At 71.6% G+C, this 20344-nt stretch carries 21 protein-coding genes; 8 read left to right on the plus strand and 13 right to left on the minus strand.

The window, feature by feature from the left end:
- Window positions 1–83: 83 nt before the first annotated feature.
- A complete protein-coding gene (locus G3576_RS00230) occupies window positions 84–365 on the plus strand; it encodes a hypothetical protein (RefSeq protein WP_164692326.1) in 282 nt (93 codons plus the stop codon).
- On the opposite strand, the gene G3576_RS00235 is transcribed toward G3576_RS00230, so the two are convergent.
- The 5 genes from G3576_RS00235 to G3576_RS00255 are packed head-to-tail and all read right to left on the minus strand — an operon-like array spanning window position 347 to window position 3921.
- On the minus strand, window positions 347–646 hold the full coding sequence (locus G3576_RS00235) for a hypothetical protein (RefSeq protein ID WP_164692327.1): 300 nt from the start codon (window positions 644–646) through the stop codon (window positions 347–349). The genes G3576_RS00230 and G3576_RS00235 overlap by 19 nt on opposite strands.
- Window positions 647–687: 41 nt before the next feature.
- Window positions 688–1665, minus strand: a complete 978-nt coding sequence (locus G3576_RS00240) for a Gfo/Idh/MocA family protein (protein ID WP_164692328.1) — start codon at window positions 1663–1665, stop codon at window positions 688–690.
- A gap of 19 nt (window positions 1666–1684) precedes the next feature.
- Entirely contained in the window at window positions 1685–2938 is a 1254-nt protein-coding gene (locus tag G3576_RS00245) for an MFS transporter (RefSeq protein ID WP_328728155.1), read from the minus strand.
- A 12-nt stretch (window positions 2939–2950) separates the two neighbouring features.
- Entirely contained in the window at window positions 2951–3403 is a 453-nt protein-coding gene (locus G3576_RS00250) for a hypothetical protein (protein WP_164692329.1), read from the minus strand.
- Between the two features lie 20 nt (window positions 3404–3423).
- A complete protein-coding gene (locus G3576_RS00255; RefSeq protein WP_235951325.1) occupies window positions 3424–3921 on the minus strand; it encodes a hypothetical protein in 498 nt (165 codons plus the stop codon).
- Window positions 3922–3996: 75 nt separating this feature from the next.
- Between G3576_RS00255 and G3576_RS00260 the strand changes: the two genes are divergently transcribed.
- A complete protein-coding gene (locus G3576_RS00260; RefSeq protein ID WP_164692330.1) occupies window positions 3997–5265 on the plus strand; it encodes an amidase in 1269 nt (422 codons plus the stop codon).
- 145 nt (window positions 5266–5410) lie between these two features.
- Window positions 5411–5797 (plus strand): hypothetical protein, encoded by a 387-nt coding sequence (locus G3576_RS00265; protein WP_164692331.1) that lies wholly within the window; start codon window positions 5411–5413, stop codon window positions 5795–5797.
- A gap of 13 nt (window positions 5798–5810) precedes the next feature.
- On the opposite strand, the gene G3576_RS00270 is transcribed toward G3576_RS00265, so the two are convergent.
- Entirely contained in the window at window positions 5811–7418 is a 1608-nt protein-coding gene (locus G3576_RS00270; RefSeq protein WP_164692332.1) for a methyl-accepting chemotaxis protein, read from the minus strand.
- Between the two features lie 209 nt (window positions 7419–7627).
- On the opposite strand from G3576_RS00270, the gene G3576_RS00275 reads away from it, so the two are divergent.
- Window positions 7628–9094 carry a methyl-accepting chemotaxis protein gene (locus G3576_RS00275; protein WP_164692333.1) on the plus strand — a complete coding sequence of 489 codons (1467 nt, stop codon included), beginning with the start codon at window positions 7628–7630 and terminating at the stop codon, window positions 9092–9094.
- On the opposite strand, the gene G3576_RS00280 is transcribed toward G3576_RS00275, so the two are convergent.
- Complete coding sequence (locus G3576_RS00280; protein WP_164692334.1) at window positions 9087–9893, minus strand: MmyB family transcriptional regulator; 807 nt, start codon at window positions 9891–9893, stop codon at window positions 9087–9089. The genes G3576_RS00275 and G3576_RS00280 overlap by 8 nt on opposite strands.
- 111 nt (window positions 9894–10004) lie before the next feature.
- Between G3576_RS00280 and G3576_RS00285 the strand changes: the two genes are divergently transcribed.
- On the plus strand, window positions 10005–10412 hold the full coding sequence (locus G3576_RS00285; RefSeq protein ID WP_164692335.1) for a hypothetical protein: 408 nt from the start codon (window positions 10005–10007) through the stop codon (window positions 10410–10412).
- Window positions 10409–11311 carry an alpha/beta fold hydrolase gene (locus G3576_RS00290; protein WP_164692336.1) on the plus strand — a complete coding sequence of 301 codons (903 nt, stop codon included), beginning with the start codon at window positions 10409–10411 and terminating at the stop codon, window positions 11309–11311. The genes G3576_RS00285 and G3576_RS00290 overlap by 4 nt, the downstream gene beginning before the upstream one ends.
- A gap of 705 nt (window positions 11312–12016) precedes the next feature.
- Here G3576_RS00290 and G3576_RS00295 read toward each other — a convergent pair.
- The 6 genes from G3576_RS00295 to G3576_RS31410 are packed head-to-tail and all read right to left on the minus strand — an operon-like array spanning window position 12017 to window position 17533.
- Window positions 12017–13663 (minus strand): NTP transferase domain-containing protein, encoded by a 1647-nt coding sequence (locus G3576_RS00295; RefSeq protein WP_164692337.1) that lies wholly within the window; start codon window positions 13661–13663, stop codon window positions 12017–12019.
- Window positions 13660–14358: an XdhC family protein gene (locus G3576_RS00300; protein WP_328728161.1), complete on the minus strand. Its 699-nt coding sequence runs from the start codon at window positions 14356–14358 to the stop codon at window positions 13660–13662. The genes G3576_RS00295 and G3576_RS00300 overlap by 4 nt, the downstream gene beginning before the upstream one ends.
- Window positions 14355–14696: an XdhC family protein gene (locus tag G3576_RS00305; RefSeq protein ID WP_164692338.1), complete on the minus strand. Its 342-nt coding sequence runs from the start codon at window positions 14694–14696 to the stop codon at window positions 14355–14357. Before G3576_RS00305 ends, G3576_RS00300 begins: the two co-directional genes overlap by 4 nt.
- Complete coding sequence (locus tag G3576_RS00310) at window positions 14693–15916, minus strand: vWA domain-containing protein (protein ID WP_235951327.1); 1224 nt, start codon at window positions 15914–15916, stop codon at window positions 14693–14695. The genes G3576_RS00305 and G3576_RS00310 overlap by 4 nt, the downstream gene beginning before the upstream one ends.
- Window positions 15917–15935: 19 nt before the next feature.
- The gene (locus tag G3576_RS00315; RefSeq protein WP_164692339.1) at window positions 15936–16832 is read right to left on the minus strand and encodes an AAA family ATPase; all 897 of its coding nucleotides are present in this window, start codon (window positions 16830–16832) and stop codon (window positions 15936–15938) included.
- Window positions 16833–16834: 2 nt separating this feature from the next.
- Window positions 16835–17533 carry a CoxG family protein gene (locus tag G3576_RS31410; protein WP_235951329.1) on the minus strand — a complete coding sequence of 233 codons (699 nt, stop codon included), beginning with the start codon at window positions 17531–17533 and terminating at the stop codon, window positions 16835–16837.
- A 313-nt stretch (window positions 17534–17846) separates the two neighbouring features.
- On the opposite strand from G3576_RS31410, the gene G3576_RS00325 reads away from it, so the two are divergent.
- Window positions 17847–19268, plus strand: coding sequence for a sodium:proton antiporter (locus G3576_RS00325; RefSeq protein WP_235951331.1), 1422 nt, complete (start codon window positions 17847–17849; stop codon window positions 19266–19268).
- A gap of 92 nt (window positions 19269–19360) precedes the next feature.
- A complete protein-coding gene (locus G3576_RS00330; RefSeq protein ID WP_164692340.1) occupies window positions 19361–20335 on the plus strand; it encodes a Bug family tripartite tricarboxylate transporter substrate binding protein in 975 nt (324 codons plus the stop codon).
- Window positions 20336–20344: the final 9 nt, after the last annotated feature.

Genomic DNA, 20344 nt, shown 5'->3' on the forward strand with positions numbered 1-20344 from the left:
TTGCTCCTCGAGCGGTTTGGCCCGCATCTCCTAGGCGTGCCATGACGGCCGGGCAAGACGGACGCGCCGGCGCGATCAGGGTGATGCCGGACTATGCGTGCTGGCCGCTCTGGCGGGATGACGGCGAGGGCGGGAACATCGACCCGGAGACCCTGCCGGTCTCGGCCGCCCTGAAGGCCGCGCTTTCCGCCTGGGCCGCCTGGTTCGAGGCCGGCTTCGACTGGGACGACCCCGCCGCCTCGCCCCCCATCCCCAATGCGGGCGCCTTTGAGGCCGAGGGACGGCGCCTCGCCGCCTGGCTCGCTTGCGAACTCGGCCCGGCCTGGCGCGTGCGCTACTGGCGCGATCAGCCGGGAGAGGGCTGACCCTCCCCATGGTCCACCGCACCCGTCACGCCACAGCCGCAGAAGGGGCAGCGGGCCAGGCTGGCCAGTTGCGGCGCGATCGGGGCGGGCAGGGGCCGCCCATCCAGCAGCCGGTCGAGCTCCGCCCGCAGCGCCTCATGCACCTGCTGTTCCGCGCAGGCGCCGCTGCCGTATTCCGCCACCACCGCGGCGCTCGGCGCCTCCAGCCGGAAGGCGAGGGCAGGCGTGGCCATCCCGGCAGCGGGGAGGCAAGCAAGAAAGCGGCGGCGCGGCGTGCTCATGCCCCCATCATAAGGCAACCGCCCGCCGCGCCGCCACGGTTTCATCCGACCACGGCGTAGGTGCTGCCCGAGGTCGCGGCGCCGATCATCGCCTCGAACACCGCGACACCGTGGATCGCATCCTCCACCGGCAGCGGGTAGGCGGGGCCGCCCGCGACGGCCGACGCGAATGCTGCAAGTTCAGCGGCTTCGATGTCGGTCTTCGGAAACTGCTTCACCCAGCCCTCGCCCTCCCGCGGCGTCCAGGTCAGCTGCTCATGCCCCTGCAGCACCAGGATCCCCTCCGTCCCGAACAGGCCCACGCGCCAGAAGCTGGGCGAGAGCGACAGCGTCGCGAAGCCGACCGTCGCGCCGCGCTCCAGCAGCCCGAGCATCGCCGTGGTGTCGTCGATCGTCTGGCTGACCTGCGCATGGCTGCGCACCGTCACCTCCTTGAACCGCCCGGCCAGGTTGATGATGGCGTCGATCATGTGGATGCCCATGCCGCCCATGCCGCCGAGCGGGCTTTCCGCCCGGTCCGCCCGCCACATCCCCGGCACATAGGCCCGCGCCCCCGGCCCGCTGAACTGCCCTTCCACATGCAGCAGCGTGCCGAGCTGCCCCTCCGCCAGCATCGACTTCATCAGCTGGATCGCCGGCAGGAAGCGCCGGTTGTGGCCGAGCGCCATCACCACCCCCGCCTCCCGGCAGGCCGCGACGGCGGCGGCGGCGGAGGCCCGGTCCAGCGTGAAGGGCTTCTCGACGAAGACATGCTTGCCCGCGCGCGCCGCGGCGATCACCTGCTCCGCATGCTGCCCATGCGGCGTCGCCAGCACCACCGCCTTCACGGCGGGGTCCGCCAGCACCGCATCGTAGTCCGGCAGCATCCGGATGCCCTTCTCCGCGGCCCAGGCCTCGGCCTTGGCCGGCGTCCGGGTGCACCCCGAGACGAAGCGGATCCCCGCATCGTTCTTCCCCTGCACGCTGTTGGCCAGCACCTGGCCCCAGCGCCCCATGCCCACGATGGCGGCGTCCAGCATCGATCCCGTATCCCTCTCTCTATCGGTTGGCGGTGGAGGCTGACTGGCCTTCCAGCGCCGCCTCGATCCGCTTCAGCTTCGTCACACCCCAGGCGAAGACGCCCAGGAACAGCAGGGCGGCCGCGAGCGTCGGCAGCCGCAGCCCGAACACCTCGCCGAGCCCGCCCAGGATCAGCGCGCCCAGCGCCGGGAAGGCGCGGGTGATCAGGCCCCAGAGGCTCAGCATCCGGCCGCGATAGGCCGGGTCCGCGGCGCTCTGCAGCAGGGTCTGCACGCTGATCCCGTGCATGGAGGCGACCGCCCCGATCAGCGCGCCGCACAGCATCCCCAGCGGAAACCACCCCGTGGCGACGAACCCTACCGTCGCCACGGCCTGCGCCAGCGCCGCGAAGATCGCGATCCGCGTCGTCCCCTCCAGCCGGCCGCGCGACGCCACCCAGAGCCCGGCACAGAGCGCGCCCACCCCGAAGCAGGCAGTCAGGATCGCAAGGCTCTCCGCCCCGCGCCCGAACAGCCGCTCCACATAGGGGGGCAGGATCTCCTGCACGCCGCGCATCAGCAGCGCCCCCATGGCGGCATAGAGCAGCAGCGGCCCGAGCCCCGGATGCCGCCAGGCATAGCCGAGCCCGCCTGTCACCTCCCGCCACAGGCTGGCGGAGGCCGGATGCCCGCGCCGTTCCCGCGCATCGACGCGCAGCAGCGCGATGGACAGGATCGCGAAGCTGTAGCCGATGGCGTTCCCCGCGATGGCCGGCACCACCCCCCAGGCCGCGATCACCGGCCCCGCGATCGCAGGCCCGGTGAAGCGGGCGACGGCGAAGCACAGCGAATTGGCCGCGACGGCCGCCGGCAGATCAGCCCGCGCCACGATCCCCGGCATCAGCGTCTGCCGCGCCGGCTGGGCGAAGCTGGCGGCGATGCCGCCGCAGACCTCCAGCGCCAGCAGGATGCTGATGGTCATGTGCCCGCTGGCCGTGATGCCGGCGACGGCGGCCGCCTGCAGCGCGATCGCCACCTGCGTCCAGATCGCCAGCTGCACCCGGTCCACCCGGTCCGCGATGGCGCCGGCGATGGGGCTGACCAGCACCGCCGGCGCCAGGTCGCAGAAGGCGACCATGCCCACCCAGAAGGCGCTGCCCGTCAGCTCCCAGGCCAGCCAGGAGACGGCGATCCGCTGCATCCAGAGGCCCGTCCAGGCCACCATGGAGCCGGAGAAGAACAGCCTCGAATCACGGGTCGAAAGCGCCCGGCCCAGCGCGCCGAGCGAGGCCACCGCCCGCGCCCGTCAGCGCGTCCCGACGCCCGGCGGCGGCAGCGCGCGGCTGGTGGCGGGCCGGCGCGTGCCGGTCGTGGTGGTCGCGGTGCTGTCGGTCGTCGCCGGCGTCGCCGCCGCCGGACCGCGCACCGGGTCCGGGCTGGCGCGCAGGCATTCCGCGATCAGCCGGTCGCGGTCGATCTGCGCGGCGCCGCGGTCATTCTCCACCCGCATCATGGGCGCGACGCCCATGGTGCCGCGGCCCGATTCGGTCTCGTCGCTGCGCATCAGCTGCCCGCGTTCGCGGTACTGCACCACCCGGGTCGCCTGGTCCCGGCACGCCTCGTAGCGCGCATCGCGTTCGCCCCGCGGCACCGGCGCCGGCGCCGTGATGGGCGTGACCGGCGGCAGGGAGGTTCCACAGGCCGCCAGCGCCAGGATCGGCGCAACCAGCATCAGGCGGGGGAAAGCAGGGCAGGGCATGGATCACTCTCTCAGTCGGGTCACGCGGGCATGCGCGCGGGGAGCGCCCGGGACAATAGCCCGCGAAGCGCGGCCGCGTCGAACCTTGCCCCGGAGTCGAGCGGCATGGAGGCCGCGGCGCGCAGCAGCGCCGGGTGCAGCTCCACCCCCTCCGCCGTCACGCTGAACAGCCCGGCCAGCCAGGCGCTCCGCCCCATCACCTCCACCAGCGCCAGCAGCCGCAGGCAGAGCGAGAGGCCGGCCAGCGTGCCGAGGTCCGCCCGCTGGTCCACCGCCTCCGCCCAGCTGCGCGCGTCCCGGTCGGCAATGGCGAGTCGGGTGGCGCCGCCATCGGCGCGGCGGAACAGCATGTCGCGGGGCGGCCCCCAGGCACCGGCGGCGGCCCGTGCCCGCGCCGCGTCCCAGGCGCCGAGCAACGCGGCGGTCGTCACGGCGGGCAGCGATTCCGGCGGCACGGCGATGGCATAGGTCAGGGCACCATCGGCGCCGCCGGCCACCTTGATCAGGCTGTCTGGCATTCCCCTCAGATTGGCCCCGCGGCCAGGGCTTCGCCACCCCTTCGCAAGCGGGGCTGACCGTGGCGTGATGCGGCCATGACCGATCCCAGCCGCCTGACCGCCACCGAGGCCGCCCGCGCCATCGCCGCGGGCACCCTCTCCCCCGCCGCGCTCATGGAAGCCTGCCTCGCCCGCGTGGCGGAGCGGGAGGGCACGACCCGCGCCTTCGCCTGGATCGACCCGGCCGCCGCCCGCCGCGCCGCCGCCGCGGCACGGCCGGGCGCGCTCCACGGCATCCCCTTCGGCGTGAAGGACGTGCTGGACACGGCCGACCTGCCGACGGGCTATGGCAGCCCGATCTGGGCCGGCCACCGCCCGAGGGGCGACAGCGCCGCCGTCGCCGCGGCGCGCGCCGCCGGCGGCGTCATCATGGGCAAGACCGTCACGACGGAATTCGCCACCCGCAACCCCGGCGCCACCACCAACCCGCACAACCCCGCCCATACGCCGGGCGGCTCCTCCTCCGGCTCCGCCGCCGCGGTGGCGAATTTCATGGTGCCGGTCGCCTTCGGCACCCAGACCGCGGGCAGCATCGTGCGCCCGGCCGCCTATTGCGGCGTCGTCGGCTACAAGCCGTCCTTCGGCACGCTGCATCGCGGCGGCATGAAGGTCTGCTCCGAAAGCCTCGACACCATCGGCATCATGGCCCGCAGCGTCGCCGACTGCGCGCTCGCCATGGGTGCCATGACCGGCCGGGACCTTGGCGACCCGGAGGCGAAGCCCGCCCGCGCCCCGCGCCTCGGCCTGACCACCGGCCACGACGCCGCCGCCGCCACGCCGGAGACGCTCGCCCTGCTGGACCGTGCCGCAGAAGCGGCGCGGCGCGCGGGGGCGGAGGTCGTCCCCTTCGCCCTGCCGCCCGAATTGACGCGCGCGGCGGCGCTGCACGGCCACATGATGAACATGGAGACCCGCCAGGCTTTGGCCTGGGAAGTCGCGCATTGCCGCCCGCAGCTCTCCGCCGTGCTGCTGGACCGCATGGACTGGGCCAGCGCCCAGCCCGCCGCGATGCTGGACGAGGCCCGCGCCGCCGCCGCCGCCGCCCGCGCCGCCTTCGAGCACGCCACGCAGGGCCTCGACGCCATCCTGACCCCCTCCGCGCCCGGAGAGGCGCCTGAGGGCCTGAGCTACACCGGCGACGCCACCTTCAACCTGCTCTGGACCCTGCTCTGGGGCCCCAACGTCACCGTGCCCGTCGCGACGGGCCCGAAGGGCCTGCCGATGGGCGTGCAGCTGGCGGGGCGGATCGGAGAGGATGCTCGGGTGCTGGCGGTGGCGCGCTGGGTGCAGGCGGCGATGGGGTAAATTGGGAGTGGCAAACCGAACGTCTGCATGGGATCCAGCACCAAGAAACGATAACCTGCAACGGCACATCGCCTGGTGTGCAGTCGGTCCCACTACCCTACGGCGCATGGTCAAACCGGGCGGGCGGCGCCAGATATGCCGCTGGATGAGCGAGATACGCCTTCTAGATTTGAAAGAGCGGGACTTCGCCGAAGTGCTCCAGCAGTGGACGGATACGGTTCAGGTGGATTTGGGCTTCCCGTTTGGTGCAGCGCGGAAAGCGCTCAATCTCTTCGTCCGCGACTTGTCGCACAATATCTGGATGCGCGAATTACTTTTGCTGGACGCGGTCGAGAATAAACTTGAGGTACCTCTTGATGGTATCGTAATGCAGAATCTGCGCAAGCGGTGTCCGCGCAGGCTGCCAGCGGTGTCTGTAATCGGCTTAACTCCGAGTATCAGCGAACGCTACCAGCAGTACGCTTCTGAAATTGCCGCCAGCATGGGTACTTTTCGTGTCCACCTTGATATCGACTGGTGGAGCGGAAACTGATTCGCGTAGTTCATCACGCCGCCTCCTTCCCCCGCAACCGCTCGATCCCCGCCTCCAGCGCCCGCTGCGCGCCTTCCGGCATCGCCAGGAAGCGCAGCCGCATCGCGCTGCCCGCCGCGGCGTCCTCCGCCTCCACCACCTCCGCCCGCAACGTCAGCCCCGGGGAGACGCCATCCGCCAGCAGGGTCACGGTGCTGCCCACCGGCACCGCCGGCGCGCCGGGCTGGAAGCGGCAGCCGCCGACCGAGATGTCGGCCAGCACGCCGGCGGCCGGACCCTCCGGCGCGCCGGTATCCACCCGCACGGGCAAGGGCTGCGCGAGCCGCGGATGGGCGCGGCGCTGCGCCTCCGGCGCGGATTCCCGCACCGCCCGCACCAGGTTCCGCCGCAACTCGCCAACCCCGGTGCGGGCGTCGGAGGCCGCGGCATTCACCTGCATCGCGCGTTCCACCGCGCCGCCGGTCTCCGCCGCGACGATGTCGATCCGCTGCGTCACGGCATCCGTCGCGCGCGTCGTCTCCGCCACCGAGTCCACGATCCGCCGCGTCGCCGCGGATTGCCGTTCCATCGCCGTCGCGATGGCGGCCGCGGCGGCATCCACCTCCGCCACCGCATCCGCCATGTCGCCGACGACGGCAACGGCGCGAGAGGTGGCCTGCGTCACCTCCTCCACCTGCCGGGCGATCTCGGTCGTGGCCTTGGCGGTCTCGGCCGCCAGGCTCTTCACCTCGTTCGCCACCACCGCGAAGCCCTTGCCGGCCTCGCCCGCGCGCGCGGCCTCGATGGTCGCGTTCAGCGCCAGCAGGTTGGTCTGGCCGGCGATGCCCGCGATCAGGCGCGCGACGCCGCCGATGCGCTCCACCTCCTGCGCCAGCGCATCGATGCTCTCCCGCCCCAGCACGCCGTTGCGGCTGGCGCGGCCGGTGGCGTTCGTCGCCTCCCCGATCCGCGCGCTGATCTCCCCGATGGCGGCGGTCAGGTCCTCCGTCGCGGCGGCCACGGCCTCCACATTCTGCCGCGCCGCCCCGGCGGCATCCGCGACATCGGCGCAGTTGACGGACACCGTGGCGGCGGACCCCGCCATCGCCTCCGCCTCATCCGCCATGCGGTCCATGCTGCGGGCCACCAGATCCACCGCCGCGCCGGTGGCGCTTTCCACGCGATCGGCCATGTCCCGGATCGCCTCGCCGCGCGCGGCCTCCGCCGCAACGCGGGCCTCGGACTCCGCCGCACGACGCGCCGCATCGTCGCGCAGCGCCGCCTGGAAGTCCCGCAGCGCACGCCCGGCCAGGCCCCATTCGTCGCGCCGGCCGATCCTGGGCATGGCGGCATCCAGCCGCCCGGCCGCCAGCGCATCGACCGCCCCCGCCACCGCCCGAGCCCGCGCCGCAAGGCGCCATCCCGCATAGCCCGCCAGCGGCAGCGCCACGACCGGCCAGAGGATCGGCACCAGCGCCAGGGTCCGGCGCGCCGCCTCCGTCCCGCCAGGCTCCGCCAAGGCAAGGAGCCCAGCCGCCAGCCCCGGCAGCAGCAGCAGCGCCGCCAGGGCGAGGAAGCGGGATGCGATGCCGGACAGCAGCAGGCCGGCGGACCCTGGGGAGGGCTGGTGGGAAGAAGGCATGGAAATCCTCGCGCACCCGCAGGGCGCGGGCGCGGCCACCCTGACGCGAAAGGCTTGAGACGTCGTTACGATGGCCGGGCGCGAACCCGCGCCACCGGCACGGCGATCACGTTGCGGTTACGATTGAAAATTGCCGTTAATGTTCCTGCAATCCGAAGATCGTAGACGCTCCCGCCAACGCCCCCCCCCCGCAGGCCCGGAGCCCCCCCATGTTCATGCGCCCCGCCCGTCCGGACCGTCACGCCGAGCGCCTCGCCGCGCTCGATTGCCTGCGCGCCAAGATCATGATCGCCGATCCCGACCTCAACATCGTCTACCTCAACCGCGCGGTGCGGGAGATGATGGCCGAGGCCGAGGAGGAGCTGAAGCGGGAGCTGCCGCGCTTCAGCATGGCGACGCTGATGGGCAGCAACATCGACGTCTTCCACAAGACGCCCGACCACCAGCGCCGCATGCTGGCGGCACTCGACAAGCCCCATGCCGCCACCATCCGCATCGGCAGCCGCGCCTTCGACCTGCTGGTGACGCCGCTGATGGAAGCCGGCCGCCGCAGCGGCTTCGTGGTGGAGTGGGAGGACGCGCATCACCGCCTGCTCAACCTCGACTACGCCGCGCAGATCGCCGCCATCCAGCGCGCCCAGGCCGTGATCGAATTCACCGTCGACGGCACCATCATGAAGGCGAATCAGAATTTCCTTCAGCTGATGGGCTATGCCGAGGCGGAGGTGGCGGGCCGCCACCACCGGATGTTCGTGGATGAGGAAACGGCACGGTCGGCCGACTACGCCGAATTCTGGCGCAAGCTCGCCTCCGGCGCGCCGCTCGCCGCGCAGTATCGCCGCCTGGCCAAGGGCGGCCGCCCCGTCTGGATCGAGGGCTCCTACAACCCCATCCTCGACCATCGCGGTCAGGTCACGAAGGTGGTGAAGTTCGCCACCGACATCACCGCGCAGATGGATCTGCTCGGCCAGCTCAAGGTGCAGATCGATTCCATCGACGTCGCCGTCGGCCGGTCGAACCGGGAAGCCAACGCCGCGCGCGATGCCGTCGGCACCGCGACGGGGGATGTGCACTCCGTCGCCGGCAATGCCGAAGCGCTCGCCGCCTCCATCAACGCCATCGCCGGCAACATGGAAACCTCCCGCGCCGCGACCGACGTCGCCTTCGAACAGGCGGAGGCGGTCGGCACCGATACCGATGGCCTCGCCGCCGCGGCCAAGGCCATGGGCGGGATCGTCGCGCTGATCAGCAACGTCGCCAGCCAGATCAACCTCCTCGCCCTCAATGCCACGATCGAGGCCGCGCGCGCCGGGGAGGCCGGGAAGGGCTTCGCCGTGGTGGCATCGGAGGTGAAGAACCTCGCCATCCAGGCCGCCCGCGCGACGGAACAGATCACCAAGGAGATCGATGGCCTGCAGGCGCGCTCCGCCAGCGTCGCCATGGCCATGGCCAGCATCCGCGAACAGGTGACGACGGTGCGGGAGGAAGTCTCCCGCGCCGCCAGCGCCGTCAGCGAACAGGCCGCCGTGACGCAGGAGATGTCGGCCAGCGCGCAGAGCGCCTCCACCGCCGTCGCCACCGTGCTCGGCAATGTGGAGGAGATCTCCGCCGCCGTGCAGGAAGTCTCCGGCGCCGTCCGCCAGACGATGGAAGCCGCGCAGGCGCTGGTCAGGTAGCGGCAGCCAGCGCGCGGAGCGCCGCCGCCGTCGCGTCATCCGCGGGGTAGAAGGCCTCGATCGCCAGTTCGGACAGCGTCACCTCCACCGGCGTGCCGAACACCGTGGTGGTGGACAGCAGCGAAAGCCGCCCCGCCGGCGTGTCCAGCAGCAGCGGCACGGCGATGCCGCCCGGCGGCAGGGCGGGCGCGGCGGCCGGTGCCTCCGCCGGCGCCGGCAGGGCGGAGAGTTCCGACAGCAGCGCGGCCAGCACCGGATCGGCCGTCGCCGCCACCTGCCGCCGCAGCCGTTCCAGGATATGCGCCCGCCATTCCGGCGCATTGCCGATCATCGGCAGCAGCCCGCGGGGATGCAGGCTCAGCCGCAGCACGTTGACGGGCGGCGTCAGCAGCGCCCGGTTCGCGACGCCGGCCAGCAGCGGCGCCACCGCCGCATTCGCCGCCAGCATCACCCAGTGCCGGTCCACCGCCAGGGCCGGGAAGGGCGCATGCGCGGCCAGGATCGCCTCCACCACGCCGCGCCAGGGCGCCGCCTCCGCCGCTTCCTCCCGATAGGCGGGCGCATAGCCCGCGGCCAGCAGCAGCGCGTTGCGGTCGCGCAGCGGCACCGCCAGCTCCTCCGCGATGCGCAGCACCATCTCCCGGCTCGGCCGGGCGCGGCCGCCCTCCACATAGCTCAGATGCCGCTGGCTGATCCCCGCCTCCAGCGAGAGGTCGAGCTGGCTGCGCCGCCGCCGCTCCCGCCAGGCGCGGAGCAGGGGGCCGATATCCGGCGCGGCGGAGAGGGGATGGGTCTGCATGCCCGAACCCTACCGCGCCGCCCCGCCGCGTCACGATGACCTCGGAGGTCATCGCCGCGCTGCCCGCCCCGGGTGTTGGCTGTCCCCGTCCCAAGCAGAAGGAGGACGAGGATGTTCACCACCAGGCTGACCCCCACGCGTTTCCTGCGCCTGTCCCTGCTGGCCGATGCCGCGGCCAGCGGTGCCACCGGCCTGCTGCTGGCCGGGGGCGCGGATTGGCTGGCCGGCCCCTTCGGCCTGTCCGCTGCCCTGCTGCGCGGCGTGGGCCTGTTCTTCCTGCCCTGGGCCGCGCTGGTCGCCTGGCTGGGCCTGGCGGCCGCGCCGCCCCGCAACGCCGTGCGGCTGGTGGTGGCGCTGAACCTGGCCTGGGTGGCGGAAAGCGCGCTGGGCCTGGCGCTGCTCGGCGCCACCGCCCTCGGGAACGGCTTCATCGCCTTCCAGGCTGTCGCCGTGCTGGCCCTGGCCCTGGCCCAGGCCGCCGCGCTGCGCCAGGCTCCGCTGCGGGCGGCGCTGGCATGAGCGCGCTGCTCCCGACGGGTCACGTCGTCACGCGCGACGGCGTGGCCCTGTTCAGCCGGGGGGCGGGCGCCGGCCCGCCCGTGCTGCTGCTGGCGAGCTGGTCGCTCTCCTCCCTCTCCTGGGGCGCCATCATGGCGCGGCTGGCCGGGGAGGGCTTTCGCGCCCTGGCCTATGACCGCCGCGGCCATGGCCGCTCGGCCGACCCGGGCGGCGCCCAAGGGGAAGGCATGGATTACGACACGCTGGCCGGCGACCTGGCCGATGTGCTGGCGGCGGAGGACCTGCACGGTGTCACCCTCGTCGCCATGTCCGGCGCGGCCGGGGAGGCGGTGCGCTGCCTCACGCGCCACGGCGCGGGCCGCATCGCGCGCCTGGTCCTGATCGGCCCCACCACCCCGCTGCTGCTCCAGCGCCCCGACAACCCGGCGGGCATCCCGGCGGAGGCGCTGGCGGCGCTGCGCGGCGCGCTGCTGGACGACTTCCCGCGCTGGCTGGCGGAGAATGCCCGCCCCTTCGGCGGGCCGCTTCCCTCCGACGCGCTGCTCGACGCCATCCGCGCCGACGCGCTCACCGCCTCGCTGCCCGCGCTGCTGGCTTTTCACCAGTCACTGGCCGAGACCGATTTCCGCGCCGAACTCGCGGCCCTCGACCTGCCGCTGCTGGTCATCCAGGGCGATGCGGACGCCACCTGCCCCCTCGACCTCACCGGCCGTCCGACCGCTGATCTGGTGAAGGGCGCGCGGCTGGTCGTGGTGCCGGGCGGCACCCATGGCCTGATCGCGAGCCACCCGGCGCTGCTGGCGACGGCAATCGCGGGCTTCGCGCGGGGGGAGGGATCGGCACGAATGCGCCCGAAAACAAGATCAGCTCAGGTCGCCGGTTCTAGCTCAAGCCAATAGGCTCCAATCTTCGGCCCCGTTCCTTCAATTCGTAGACAATATTCTTCCGTAAATGTGAAATTTTGATATTCAATCTTAAATTCAGTATAGTGGTCAGCGGCGGTCAACCAACCCTCAGGCCGGATCCAAAGCTTTCCTTCATGCGTTAGGTGTGCTTCGGTTTCTATAACTCGAACTTTATCTCTAATCGAGTAAAGTATTTTGCATCGAAATATAGCAATATTCTCGCCGAACCATTTAAGCGCGCCAAGTTTTTCCCAGTGCTGTCCGAAGTCGTAAACCGCCCGCCAGCGCGATCTAAACCTAGAGACGTTCACGCTACACCTCCTTGACCCTTGTGCGCCTGCAACTTGCGCGGCTATCGGAGACCGTTTGAGAATGCCGGCGGCTGAGGCTTCGCGAGGGATTTTGCGTGCTGGGAAGGCGCCGGGTGCGGCCGATGCTGGTTGCATCGGCAAGCCCGGCAACGCACCCAGCGCCGAAAAGCCCAGCGAAACCGACCCGCCGGTGTTCTCAAACGGTCTCTCAGCAGCGTATCGGTACTGCAGTTAGCACATATACTGAAATAGAACACCAAAGAACAAATTGCTACGACAGTCATGGCAGAAATAATTTAGATCAGCGCAATTCTTGAGATGTAATTGGATTATCTTCCTACGCGCCGCCTTTTGCATCAAAGTTCAAGGCGAACGCGGACTCCCCCGCCTACTTCTTCCCCGCGAACTCCGGCAGCCCCTTCAGGCTCTCCGTCGTGTCGAAGTCGCGCAGCACCGCGTCATTCGCCATCTCCACATCGACCAGCCGGTCGGCATGCTTGCCCGCCAAATGCCGCGCGCCGACATCGCCGCTGATGGCCAGCATCTGCGGCAGGAATTCCCGGCTCCACAGCATCGGGTTGCCCTGCTTGCCGCGATAGGTCGGCTGCACGATGGCGCGGCCTTCCTCCGGGTCGAAGGCGCTCAGCAGCCGGTCGAGCATCGCCGCCGTCACCAGCGGCATGTCGCCGAGGCACACCAGCACCCCCTCCGCATCCGGCGGCACCGCCGCCAGCCCGGCCTTGAGGCTGGCCGAAAGCCCCTCCGCATAGCCCTCCGCATGCGCGAAGAGCACCGGGCGCCCCGCCAGCGCCTCCTCGATCCGCTCCCGCTCATGCCCCGTCACGACGATGACGGGGGAGGCATGGGAGGCCAGCGCATTGTCCACGACGCGCAGGATCATCGGCAGGCCCTTGGTGTCCGGCACCAGCAGCTTGTTCAGCGGCGCCATGCGGCGCGAACGCCCGGCGGCGAGCACCAACGCGCAGACCTTGCGCGCGCGGCGCGGCGCGGTGGCCGGCGGCGGCACGCGGGGCGCATCGGCGCGGGGCAGGGGGCGCACCTCGATCTCCTTCAGCAATCCGCCGACGCCCATGCCCATCACGTCGCGCGCCGTCACGCGGCGCCCGGCGAAGATCCGGGCGAGCACCCAGTCGAAGCCGTTCAGCTTCGGGCTGCGCGCGCAGCCCGGCAGGACCAGCGCCGGCACCTCCCCGATCCGCCCGAGGCAGATCAGGTTCCCCGGATCGACCGGCATGCCGAAATGCTCGATCACGCCGCCGGCGCGCACGATCGCCGCCGGCCCCACATCGCGCCGGTCCACCACGGCCGAGGCCCCGGCCACCAGGAGCAGATCGGCCCCCGCCTTGCGCAGCCGCGTCAGCGCATCGGCGACCGGCCCTTCCTCATGCCGGACGCGCTCCACCGGCAGCATGGTGCCCATCAGCGCCTTGATGCGCGCCTCGGTCGCCTCGACCGCGCCCTCCATCACGCTTTCCTTGATGCCCGGCAGTTCCGTCAGCACCAGGCCGACGGAGAGGGGCTGGAAGGGATGGATGGCGATGCCGGTGCGGCCGCGGGCCATCGCTTCCACCACCTGCAGCACACGGCCGGGGCTGGCGAAGGGGATGACCTTGATGGTGGCCAGCATCTCCTTCGCCGCCACCACGGAATGGTTGGGCAGCGTCGCGACGGTGACGCTTTCGTCCACCGCATTGATGCGGTCGATCAGCCCGGCATCGACGGTGAAGAGACCCGCGCTTTCCGCGAAGAGGTTCACCCGCCCGGTGGCGGCGCGCGATTTCGCCACCAGCGGCGCCATCAGCGCATCCGCGACGCGGTCCGCCGCCTCATCCTCCGGCACGTCGCCGGCTTCCATGCGCGCGGCGATGACGTCGCGCCGCCCGGCTTCCCGCAGCGCGGCGATCGCGCCCTCATCCAGCACTGTGCCCTTCTTCAGCACGCGCCCGGTCAGGCGGACGGTATGAGCGAGGACGGCCCCCTTGGCTTCGTCCAGCGGCGTCGGCCCGAAGATCATCCCTCAGCCCTTTTCTTCGGCCCGCCGCGGCGGGCGGAGACGATCTGCGCCAGGATGGAGACGGCGATCTCGGGCGCCGTCACCGCCCCGATATCCAGGCCGACCGGCGCCGCGATGCGCGCGATCTCGGCTTCCGTCAGCCCGGCTTCCGTAAGCCGCGCCACGCGCTTCGCATGCGTCTTCCGGCTGCCGAGCGACCCCACATAGAAGGCCGGGCTGCGCAGCGCCACTTCCAGCGCCGGGTCATCCAGCTTCGGGTCATGCGTCAGCGTCACGACGGCGGTGCGCGCATCCGGCTTCAGCGCGGCCATCGCCTCATCCGGCCAGTCGCCGGAGATGGTGACGCGGTCGCCCATCCGTTCCTCGGTCGCGAAGGCGCGGCGCGGGTCCACGACGTTCACCGCGAAACCGAGCGGCAGCGCCATCGGCACCAGCGCCTGCGCGATATGCACGGCGCCGACGATGATGAGGCGAAGCGGCGGGTTCTCCGGCGCGATGAACCAGGTCTCGTTGCCGATCGTCACGTTGCGCGCGGCATCCGCATCGATCGCGGCCCGGGCTTCCGCGGCCAGCGCCTCCGGCACCGCGTCCCCCGGCACCAGCAGCTGCGCGCCATCGGGCAGGCGCGTCAGCAGGGCGAGCGGCACCTTCGCCGCCCGCGCGGCCATCAGCCGGTCGAGGAGGTCACTCTTCACCCGAGGCGCTCCCCAAGGGGCTCAACGAAGACCTTCAGCTTGCCGCCGCAGGCCAGTCCCACTTCCCAGGCGCGTTCGTCGCTGATGCCGAAATCCAGCAGCTGCGGCACGCCCGTCTCCATCGTCTCGCGCGCGACCTCCGCCACCGCCCCCTCGATGCAGCCGCCGGAGACGCTGCCCGCGATGCGCCCGGACGCCGTCACCGCGAGCCGCGACCCGGCGGGGCGGGGGGAGGAGCCCCAGGTCTCCACGACCGTCGCGATGGCGACGCGCTCGCCCTCCGCCTTCCAGCCGGCGGCGGTGGCCAGGATATCCTCGGAATCGGTGGCGGCGCTCATGCGGCATTCCCCCTCTGGCCGGCGCGCGGGTCGCTGAGCACGGAGACCAGGTCGCGCAGGCTGGCGAGATTATGGACCGGGCGAAACTCGTCCACATGCGGAAGCATCGCCCGGATGCCCTGGGATTTGGGCTGGAAGCCGGCGTAACGCAACAGCGGGTTCAGCCAGATCAGCCGGCGGCAGGATTTGCGCAGCCGATCCGTCGCCTCCGCCAGGCCCTTGGCGCCCTCCCGGTCCAGCCCGTCCGTGATCAGCAGCACCACCGCGCCCTGGCCCAGCACGCGGCGCGACCAGGCCTTGTTGAAGCCCTCCAGCGATTCGCCGATCCGCGTGCCGCCCGACCAGTCCGGCACCGCATGGGCCACCATCTCGAAGGCCACCTCGGCATCCCGGTGCTTCAGCTGGCGCGTGACGTTGGTCAGCCGCGTGCCGAACAGGAAGGTGTGCACGCGGTCCCTGTCATTCGCCACCGCGTGCAGGAAATGCACCAGGATCTGCGCGTAGCGCGCCATGCTGCCGGAAATGTCGCAGAGCGCCACCAGCGGCGGCGGCCGCACCACGCGGCGGCGGCGCGAGATGTCCATGATCTCCCCGCCCGTCCTGAGGCCTTCCCGGATCGTGGCGCGGAGGTCGGTGTAGGGGCCCGCATGGTCGGGCCGGAACCGCCGCGTCGGCCGCGCATCCAGCGGCAGCACCAGCTTGCGGATCTCCTTCTTCGCGGCGTTCAGCTCGGCGGCCGACATCGCCTCGAAATCCATGGTCTGCAGGCGTTCGCGCTCGCTGACCGTGAAGGTCATGTCCACGCGATCCTCGGGCGGCTGCTCCGGCGGCTTCGGCGGGTTGGGCCGGTCGCCCTGCATCGCCTCCGCCATGCGGCGCGACGCCGGCGATGGCTTGGGCTGCTCCTTCATCCCGTCCATCAGCGCCATGGCGGCGGCGTGCGCGCTGGCTTCCGGATCGCGCCAGAACAGGCTGAAGGCGTGGTCGAAGAGGAAGAAGTGCTCGTGCTTGTGGACCATCGTGGCCCGCAGCGCGGCATGGACCTGCGCCTTGTCCCCGATCTCGATCGCCTCCAGCGCCGCCGCGCCCGCCAGCAGCTCCGCGGGCCCCAGCGGCAGCCCGGCGCGGCGCAGCAGCCGCCCGAAGGCGACCAGGTTGTTGCCGATGGCAGCACCCCCCTCATGCGGGCGGAGCAGCATGGCGGTCCTGGGAGGGATCATCCGGCCGGGCCCGCCACCCTCAGCCCGCCGCCTGCTTCGCCTCGGTCACCAGCCGCGCCGCCTCCGCGCCGCGGATCTTGGCGATGTCGTCCTGGTATTTCAGCAGCGCGCCCAGCGTCTCATCCACCAGCGCCGGCTCCAGCTCCTTCGCATCCAGCGCGGAGAGTGCCGCCGCCCAGTCGATGGTCTCCGCCACCCCCGGCGGCTTGAAGGTATCGGCGCCGCGCACCGCCTGCACGAAGGCCACCACCTGCGCGGACAGCCTCTCCCCCACCTGCGGCGCCCGGATCTTCAGGATCGCGCGTTCCCGCGCCGCATCGGGGTAGTCCACCCAGTGGTAGAGGCAGCGCCGCCGGATCGCGTCATGCACCTCCCGCGTCCGGTTCGACGTGATCACCACCACCGGCGGCGTCGCCGCGCGCACCGTGCCGAGTTCCGGGATCGTCACCTGGAAATCCGCCAGGATCTCCAGCAGGAAGGCCTCGAAGGGCTCGTCGGCGCGGTCCAGCTCGTCGATCAGCAGCACCGCCGGCTCACCCTCCAGCGCCTGCAGCAGCGGCCGCGCCTGGAGGAAGCGGCGGTCATAGATCCCCCGCTCCAGGCTGCCCCGGTCCCCCGCCTCGCCGCTCGCTTCCGCGAGCCGGATCGCCATCAGCTGCCGCGCATGGTTCCACTCATAGGCCGCGGAGGCCAGGTCCATGCCGTCATAGCATTGCAGCCGCACCAGGCGGCGCGGCAGCTGGGCGGCCAGGACCTTGGCGATCTCCGTCTTGCCCGTGCCCGGCTCACCCTCGAGCATGATGGGCCGGCCCATCCGCAGCGCCAGGTGGATGGTGGTGGCCAGCTGGCGGTCGGCGACGTAGCCGCCCTCCGCCAGCAGGCGCTGCGTCGCGGCGACGTCGGCGGGGATGGTCACGCTCAGCCCACCAGGAAGATGAGCGCCAGGATGACGATCATCGCCGCGCCGCCGAACCAGACCTGGGCCGGGAAGCCCATGAAGTCCTGCGTCAGCAGGCGCAGCGGCAGCGGCATCTCGCCGGAGGTCGGGTTCGGCTTGTGCACCGGCCCGCCGGGGGACTGGCCCTCCGCCGCATGCTGCGTGATCGGCCCGGCTTCGGCCGAGCCCGCCAGGTATTCCGTATCCGTGCCCGCGACCGCCACCGGCTCCGGCGCCGCCGGCGCAAGCTGGGCGGCGAAGCGGTCGAAGAACTGGTCGGCCATGGACTTGGCCGTGCTGTCGATCAGCCGCGCGCCGAGCTGCGCCATCTTGCCGCCGACCTGCGCCTTCACGTTGTAGCGCAGCAGCGTCTCGCTGGGCCCGATCTCGTCCAGCGCCACGTCGGCGCCGCCCTTGGCGAAGCCCATGGCGCCGCCCGTGCCCTCACCGGAAATGGTGTAGGAGGCCGGCGGGTTGATGTTGGACAGCGTGACCTTGCCGCCGAACTTGGCGGACATCGGGCCGAGCTTCATGGACACCTTGGCCTGGAACTGGTCATCGCCGATCCGCTCCACGCTCTCGCAGCCGGGAATCGCTTCCTTCAGCACCGCGGGGTCGTTCAGTGCCGCCCAGACCGTTTCGCGGGGGGCGCCGATCCGGCGTTCGCCAGTCATTTCCATGGGGATCACTCCGTCGGTTGCGGCCGAAATCGAGGACCGTTCGTGAATGCCGGCGGCCGGGGGCTCGCCAGGGGCCTTGCCGTCCCGGGGCATAGCGGGGCCCGCCGATGCCGGTTGCATCGCCAGGTCCGCCAGGGCGCCAGGGGCGGCGAGGGCCCCGCGAAACCGACCCGCCAGTGTTCTCTCCCCGTGTCTTAAGGCCGCCGGGCGCGCCCGGGAAGGGCAGGGGGCACCGCGGACCGGCCCCGCGGACGGGATCGTGACGCGCGCGCTGGTTGCCTGTATGCGCAGCGGAGGGGTCTGGGGAGACGACATGATGGGGACGCTGCGCGCGCGACGCGTCGTGACTGGGGCTGCCTGGGCCCTGCTGCCCGCGATGCTGGTGCCGATGCCGGCCCTGGCGGCCGGGGTATCGGGGGCGGAACTGTCGCTGGCCTGGGCCATTCCCTTCGTGGGCATCCTGCTTTCCATCGCGCTGATGCCGCTTTTCGCCGCCAGCCTCTGGCACCACCACTACGGCAAGATCGCCGCCATCTGGGCCGTGCTGTTCCTGCTGCCCTTCGCGGCCTTCTTCGGCCCAGGCGCCGCCTGGTACGAATTCACCCATGTCGCGGTGCTGGAATACATCCCCTTCATCGCCCTGCTCGCCGCGCTCTACACCGCGGGCGGTGGCGTCATGCTCAAGGGCTCCCTGGTCGGCACGCCCGGCACCAATGTCGCGCTGCTGGCCATCGGCACGGTCATGGCCAGCCTGATGGGCACCACCGGCGCCGCCATGGTGATGATCCGCCCGGTGCTGCGCGCCAATGCCTTCCGCCGCAACAAGACCCACACCTTCGTCTTCTTCATCTTCCTGGTGGCCAACATCGGCGGCAGCCTGACGCCCGTGGGCGATCCGCCGCTCTATCTCGGCTTCCTCCGTGGCGTGTCCTTCTTCTGGCCCACCACCCACATGTTCAGCGAATTCCTGCTCTGCGCCGTGCTGCTGCTGGCGCTCTACTGGGTCTTCGACACCATCGCCTGGAACCGGGAGAAGCCCGTGGCCCCCGTCGCGGCGAAGGAACCGCTTTCGATCGAGGGCTGGCTGAACGTCGCCCTGCTGGCCGCCATCGTCGCCGTCGTCATCGCCATGGGCTACGTCAAGCTCGGCGTCGTCCCCGTCCTCGGCCACCCGATGGAGGTGGAGAAGCTGGTCGGCATCGCCCTTTTCGCCGCCATCACCCTGATCTCCGTCTATGGCACCAGCCCCGCGCTGCGGGAGGCGAACGGCTTCGCCTGGGGCGCGATCCTGGAGGTCGCCAAGCTCTTCGCCGCCATCTTCATCACCATGGCCCCCGTCCTGGCCATCCTCCGCGCCGGCAGCGCGGGCGCGGCCGCGGGTCTGGTGGCGCTGACCTCGGATGCCAATGGCGTGCCGATCCCCTGGGTCTATTTCTGGCTGACCGGCGCGCTCTCCTCCTTCCTCGACAATGCGCCGACCTACATCGTCTTCTTCGAGCTCGCCGGCGGCGACCCCGCCTACCTGATGACGCAGGGCGCGCTGGTGCTGGCCGCCATCTCCTGCGGCGCAGTCTTCATGGGCGCCAACAGCTACATCGGCAACGCGCCCAACTTCATGGTGAAGGCCATCGTGGAGGAGAATGGGGAGCGCATGCCGAGCTTCTTCGGCTACTGCGCCTGGGCCGCCTGCATTCTGGTGCCGCTCTTCGTGCTGGTGACCTTCATCTTCTTCTGACGCGGCCTGTTCTGACGGGGTGGGGCGGCGTTGACAGCCGCCCCCATCCCGGCAGGATGAACCGGACGTCACGAACGACAACGGAACCGCCCATGCCCTCGCGACGCCTTGCCCTCTCGGCCCTTGGCGGCATCGCGACGGCGCTGGCGGCGCCCGCGCGGGCGCAGCCCGCCCGCCCCATCCGCCTGGTCATCCCCTTCGCCGCCGGCGGGCCGACTGACATCGTCGCCCGCCTGGTCGCGGACCGCATGGCGGCCAGGCTTGGCCAGCCCGTGGTGGTGGATCCCCGCCCCGGCGCCGGCGGCGCCATCGCGGCGGAAGCCGTGGCCCGCGCCGCGCCGGATGGCCTGACCCTGCTGATCGGCACCGCCACCACCCATGCGGTGAACCCGGCGCTGCAGGAAGGCCGGCTGCCCTTCCACCCGATCCGGGACTTCGCGCCCATCGCGCAGATCGCCCGCGTGCCCATCGTGCTGGTCACTCATCCCGACCTGCCCGCCCGCGACCTCCGCGGCTTCATCGAGTTGCTGCGCGCCCGGCCCGGCCAGATGAACTACGGCTCCTCCGGCACCGGCTCCATGGGCCACCTTGCGGCGGTGCTGCTGATGCAGCAGCTCGGCGCCCAGGCCACCCACATCCCCTATCGCGGCTCCGCGCCCATGGTGGCGGATCTGCTCGCCGGCCGCGTCGAATTCGCGACCGACGCCCTCGCCTCCGTCGTGCCCTTCGTGCAGGACAGCCGCATCCGCGCCATTGCCATCGCGACCCCCGATCGCGCGGCCGCCCTGCCTTCGGTGCCGACCTTCGCCGAGGCCGGAATGCCGGGCTTCGAGGCCTATACCTGGAACGTCGTCTTCGCCCCCGCCGGCACCCCCGCGCCGGTCATCCAGCGCCTCAACGCCACGCTGAACGCAGTCGTCGGGGAAGCCGAGGTCGCGCAGCGCCTGTCGGAGATGGGCCAGCCCGCCGTCACCGGCACGACGCCGGAAGGCACCGCCGCCTTCGTGCAGGCGGAGCTGGCGAAATGGGAACCCGTCGTGCGCGCCTCCGGCGCCACGGCCAGCTGAGGACGCGCC

It is taken from the genome of Falsiroseomonas algicola, from assembly GCF_011040385.1.
GTDB classification, from domain to species: domain Bacteria; phylum Pseudomonadota; class Alphaproteobacteria; order Acetobacterales; family Acetobacteraceae; genus Falsiroseomonas; species Falsiroseomonas algicola.

Bases quoted from the DNA above. Each gene is read 5' to 3' on its own strand.
- G3576_RS00235 (WP_164692327.1), bottom strand. From the start codon at position 646: ATGAGCACGCCGCGCCGCCGCTTTCTTGCTTGCCTCCCCGCTGCCGGG.
- G3576_RS00270 (WP_164692332.1), bottom strand. From the start codon at position 7,418: ATGCCTTCTTCCCACCAGCCCTCCCCAGGGTCCGCCGGCCTGCTGCTG.
- G3576_RS00310 (WP_235951327.1), bottom strand. From the start codon at position 15,916: ATGATCCCTCCCAGGACCGCCATGCTGCTCCGCCCGCATGAGGGGGGT.
- G3576_RS00240 (WP_164692328.1), bottom strand. From the start codon at position 1,665: ATGCTGGACGCCGCCATCGTGGGCATGGGGCGCTGGGGCCAGGTGCTG.
- G3576_RS00330 (WP_164692340.1), top strand. From the start codon at position 19,361: ATGCCCTCGCGACGCCTTGCCCTCTCGGCCCTTGGCGGCATCGCGACG.
- G3576_RS00275 (WP_164692333.1), top strand. From the start codon at position 7,628: ATGTTCATGCGCCCCGCCCGTCCGGACCGTCACGCCGAGCGCCTCGCC.
- G3576_RS00230 (WP_164692326.1), top strand. From the start codon at position 84: ATGCCGGACTATGCGTGCTGGCCGCTCTGGCGGGATGACGGCGAGGGC.
- G3576_RS00255 (WP_235951325.1), bottom strand. From the start codon at position 3,921: ATGCCAGACAGCCTGATCAAGGTGGCCGGCGGCGCCGATGGTGCCCTG.
- G3576_RS31410 (WP_235951329.1), bottom strand. From the start codon at position 17,533: ATGGAAATGACTGGCGAACGCCGGATCGGCGCCCCCCGCGAAACGGTC.
- G3576_RS00250 (WP_164692329.1), bottom strand. From the start codon at position 3,403: ATGCCCTGCCCTGCTTTCCCCCGCCTGATGCTGGTTGCGCCGATCCTG.
- G3576_RS00265 (WP_164692331.1), top strand. From the start codon at position 5,411: ATGAGCGAGATACGCCTTCTAGATTTGAAAGAGCGGGACTTCGCCGAA.
- G3576_RS00290 (WP_164692336.1), top strand. From the start codon at position 10,409: ATGAGCGCGCTGCTCCCGACGGGTCACGTCGTCACGCGCGACGGCGTG.
- G3576_RS00285 (WP_164692335.1), top strand. From the start codon at position 10,005: ATGTTCACCACCAGGCTGACCCCCACGCGTTTCCTGCGCCTGTCCCTG.
- G3576_RS00280 (WP_164692334.1), bottom strand. From the start codon at position 9,893: ATGCAGACCCATCCCCTCTCCGCCGCGCCGGATATCGGCCCCCTGCTC.
- G3576_RS00325 (WP_235951331.1), top strand. From the start codon at position 17,847: ATGATGGGGACGCTGCGCGCGCGACGCGTCGTGACTGGGGCTGCCTGG.
- G3576_RS00260 (WP_164692330.1), top strand. From the start codon at position 3,997: ATGACCGATCCCAGCCGCCTGACCGCCACCGAGGCCGCCCGCGCCATC.
- G3576_RS00305 (WP_164692338.1), bottom strand. From the start codon at position 14,696: ATGAGCGCCGCCACCGATTCCGAGGATATCCTGGCCACCGCCGCCGGC.
- G3576_RS00295 (WP_164692337.1), bottom strand. From the start codon at position 13,663: ATGATCTTCGGGCCGACGCCGCTGGACGAAGCCAAGGGGGCCGTCCTC.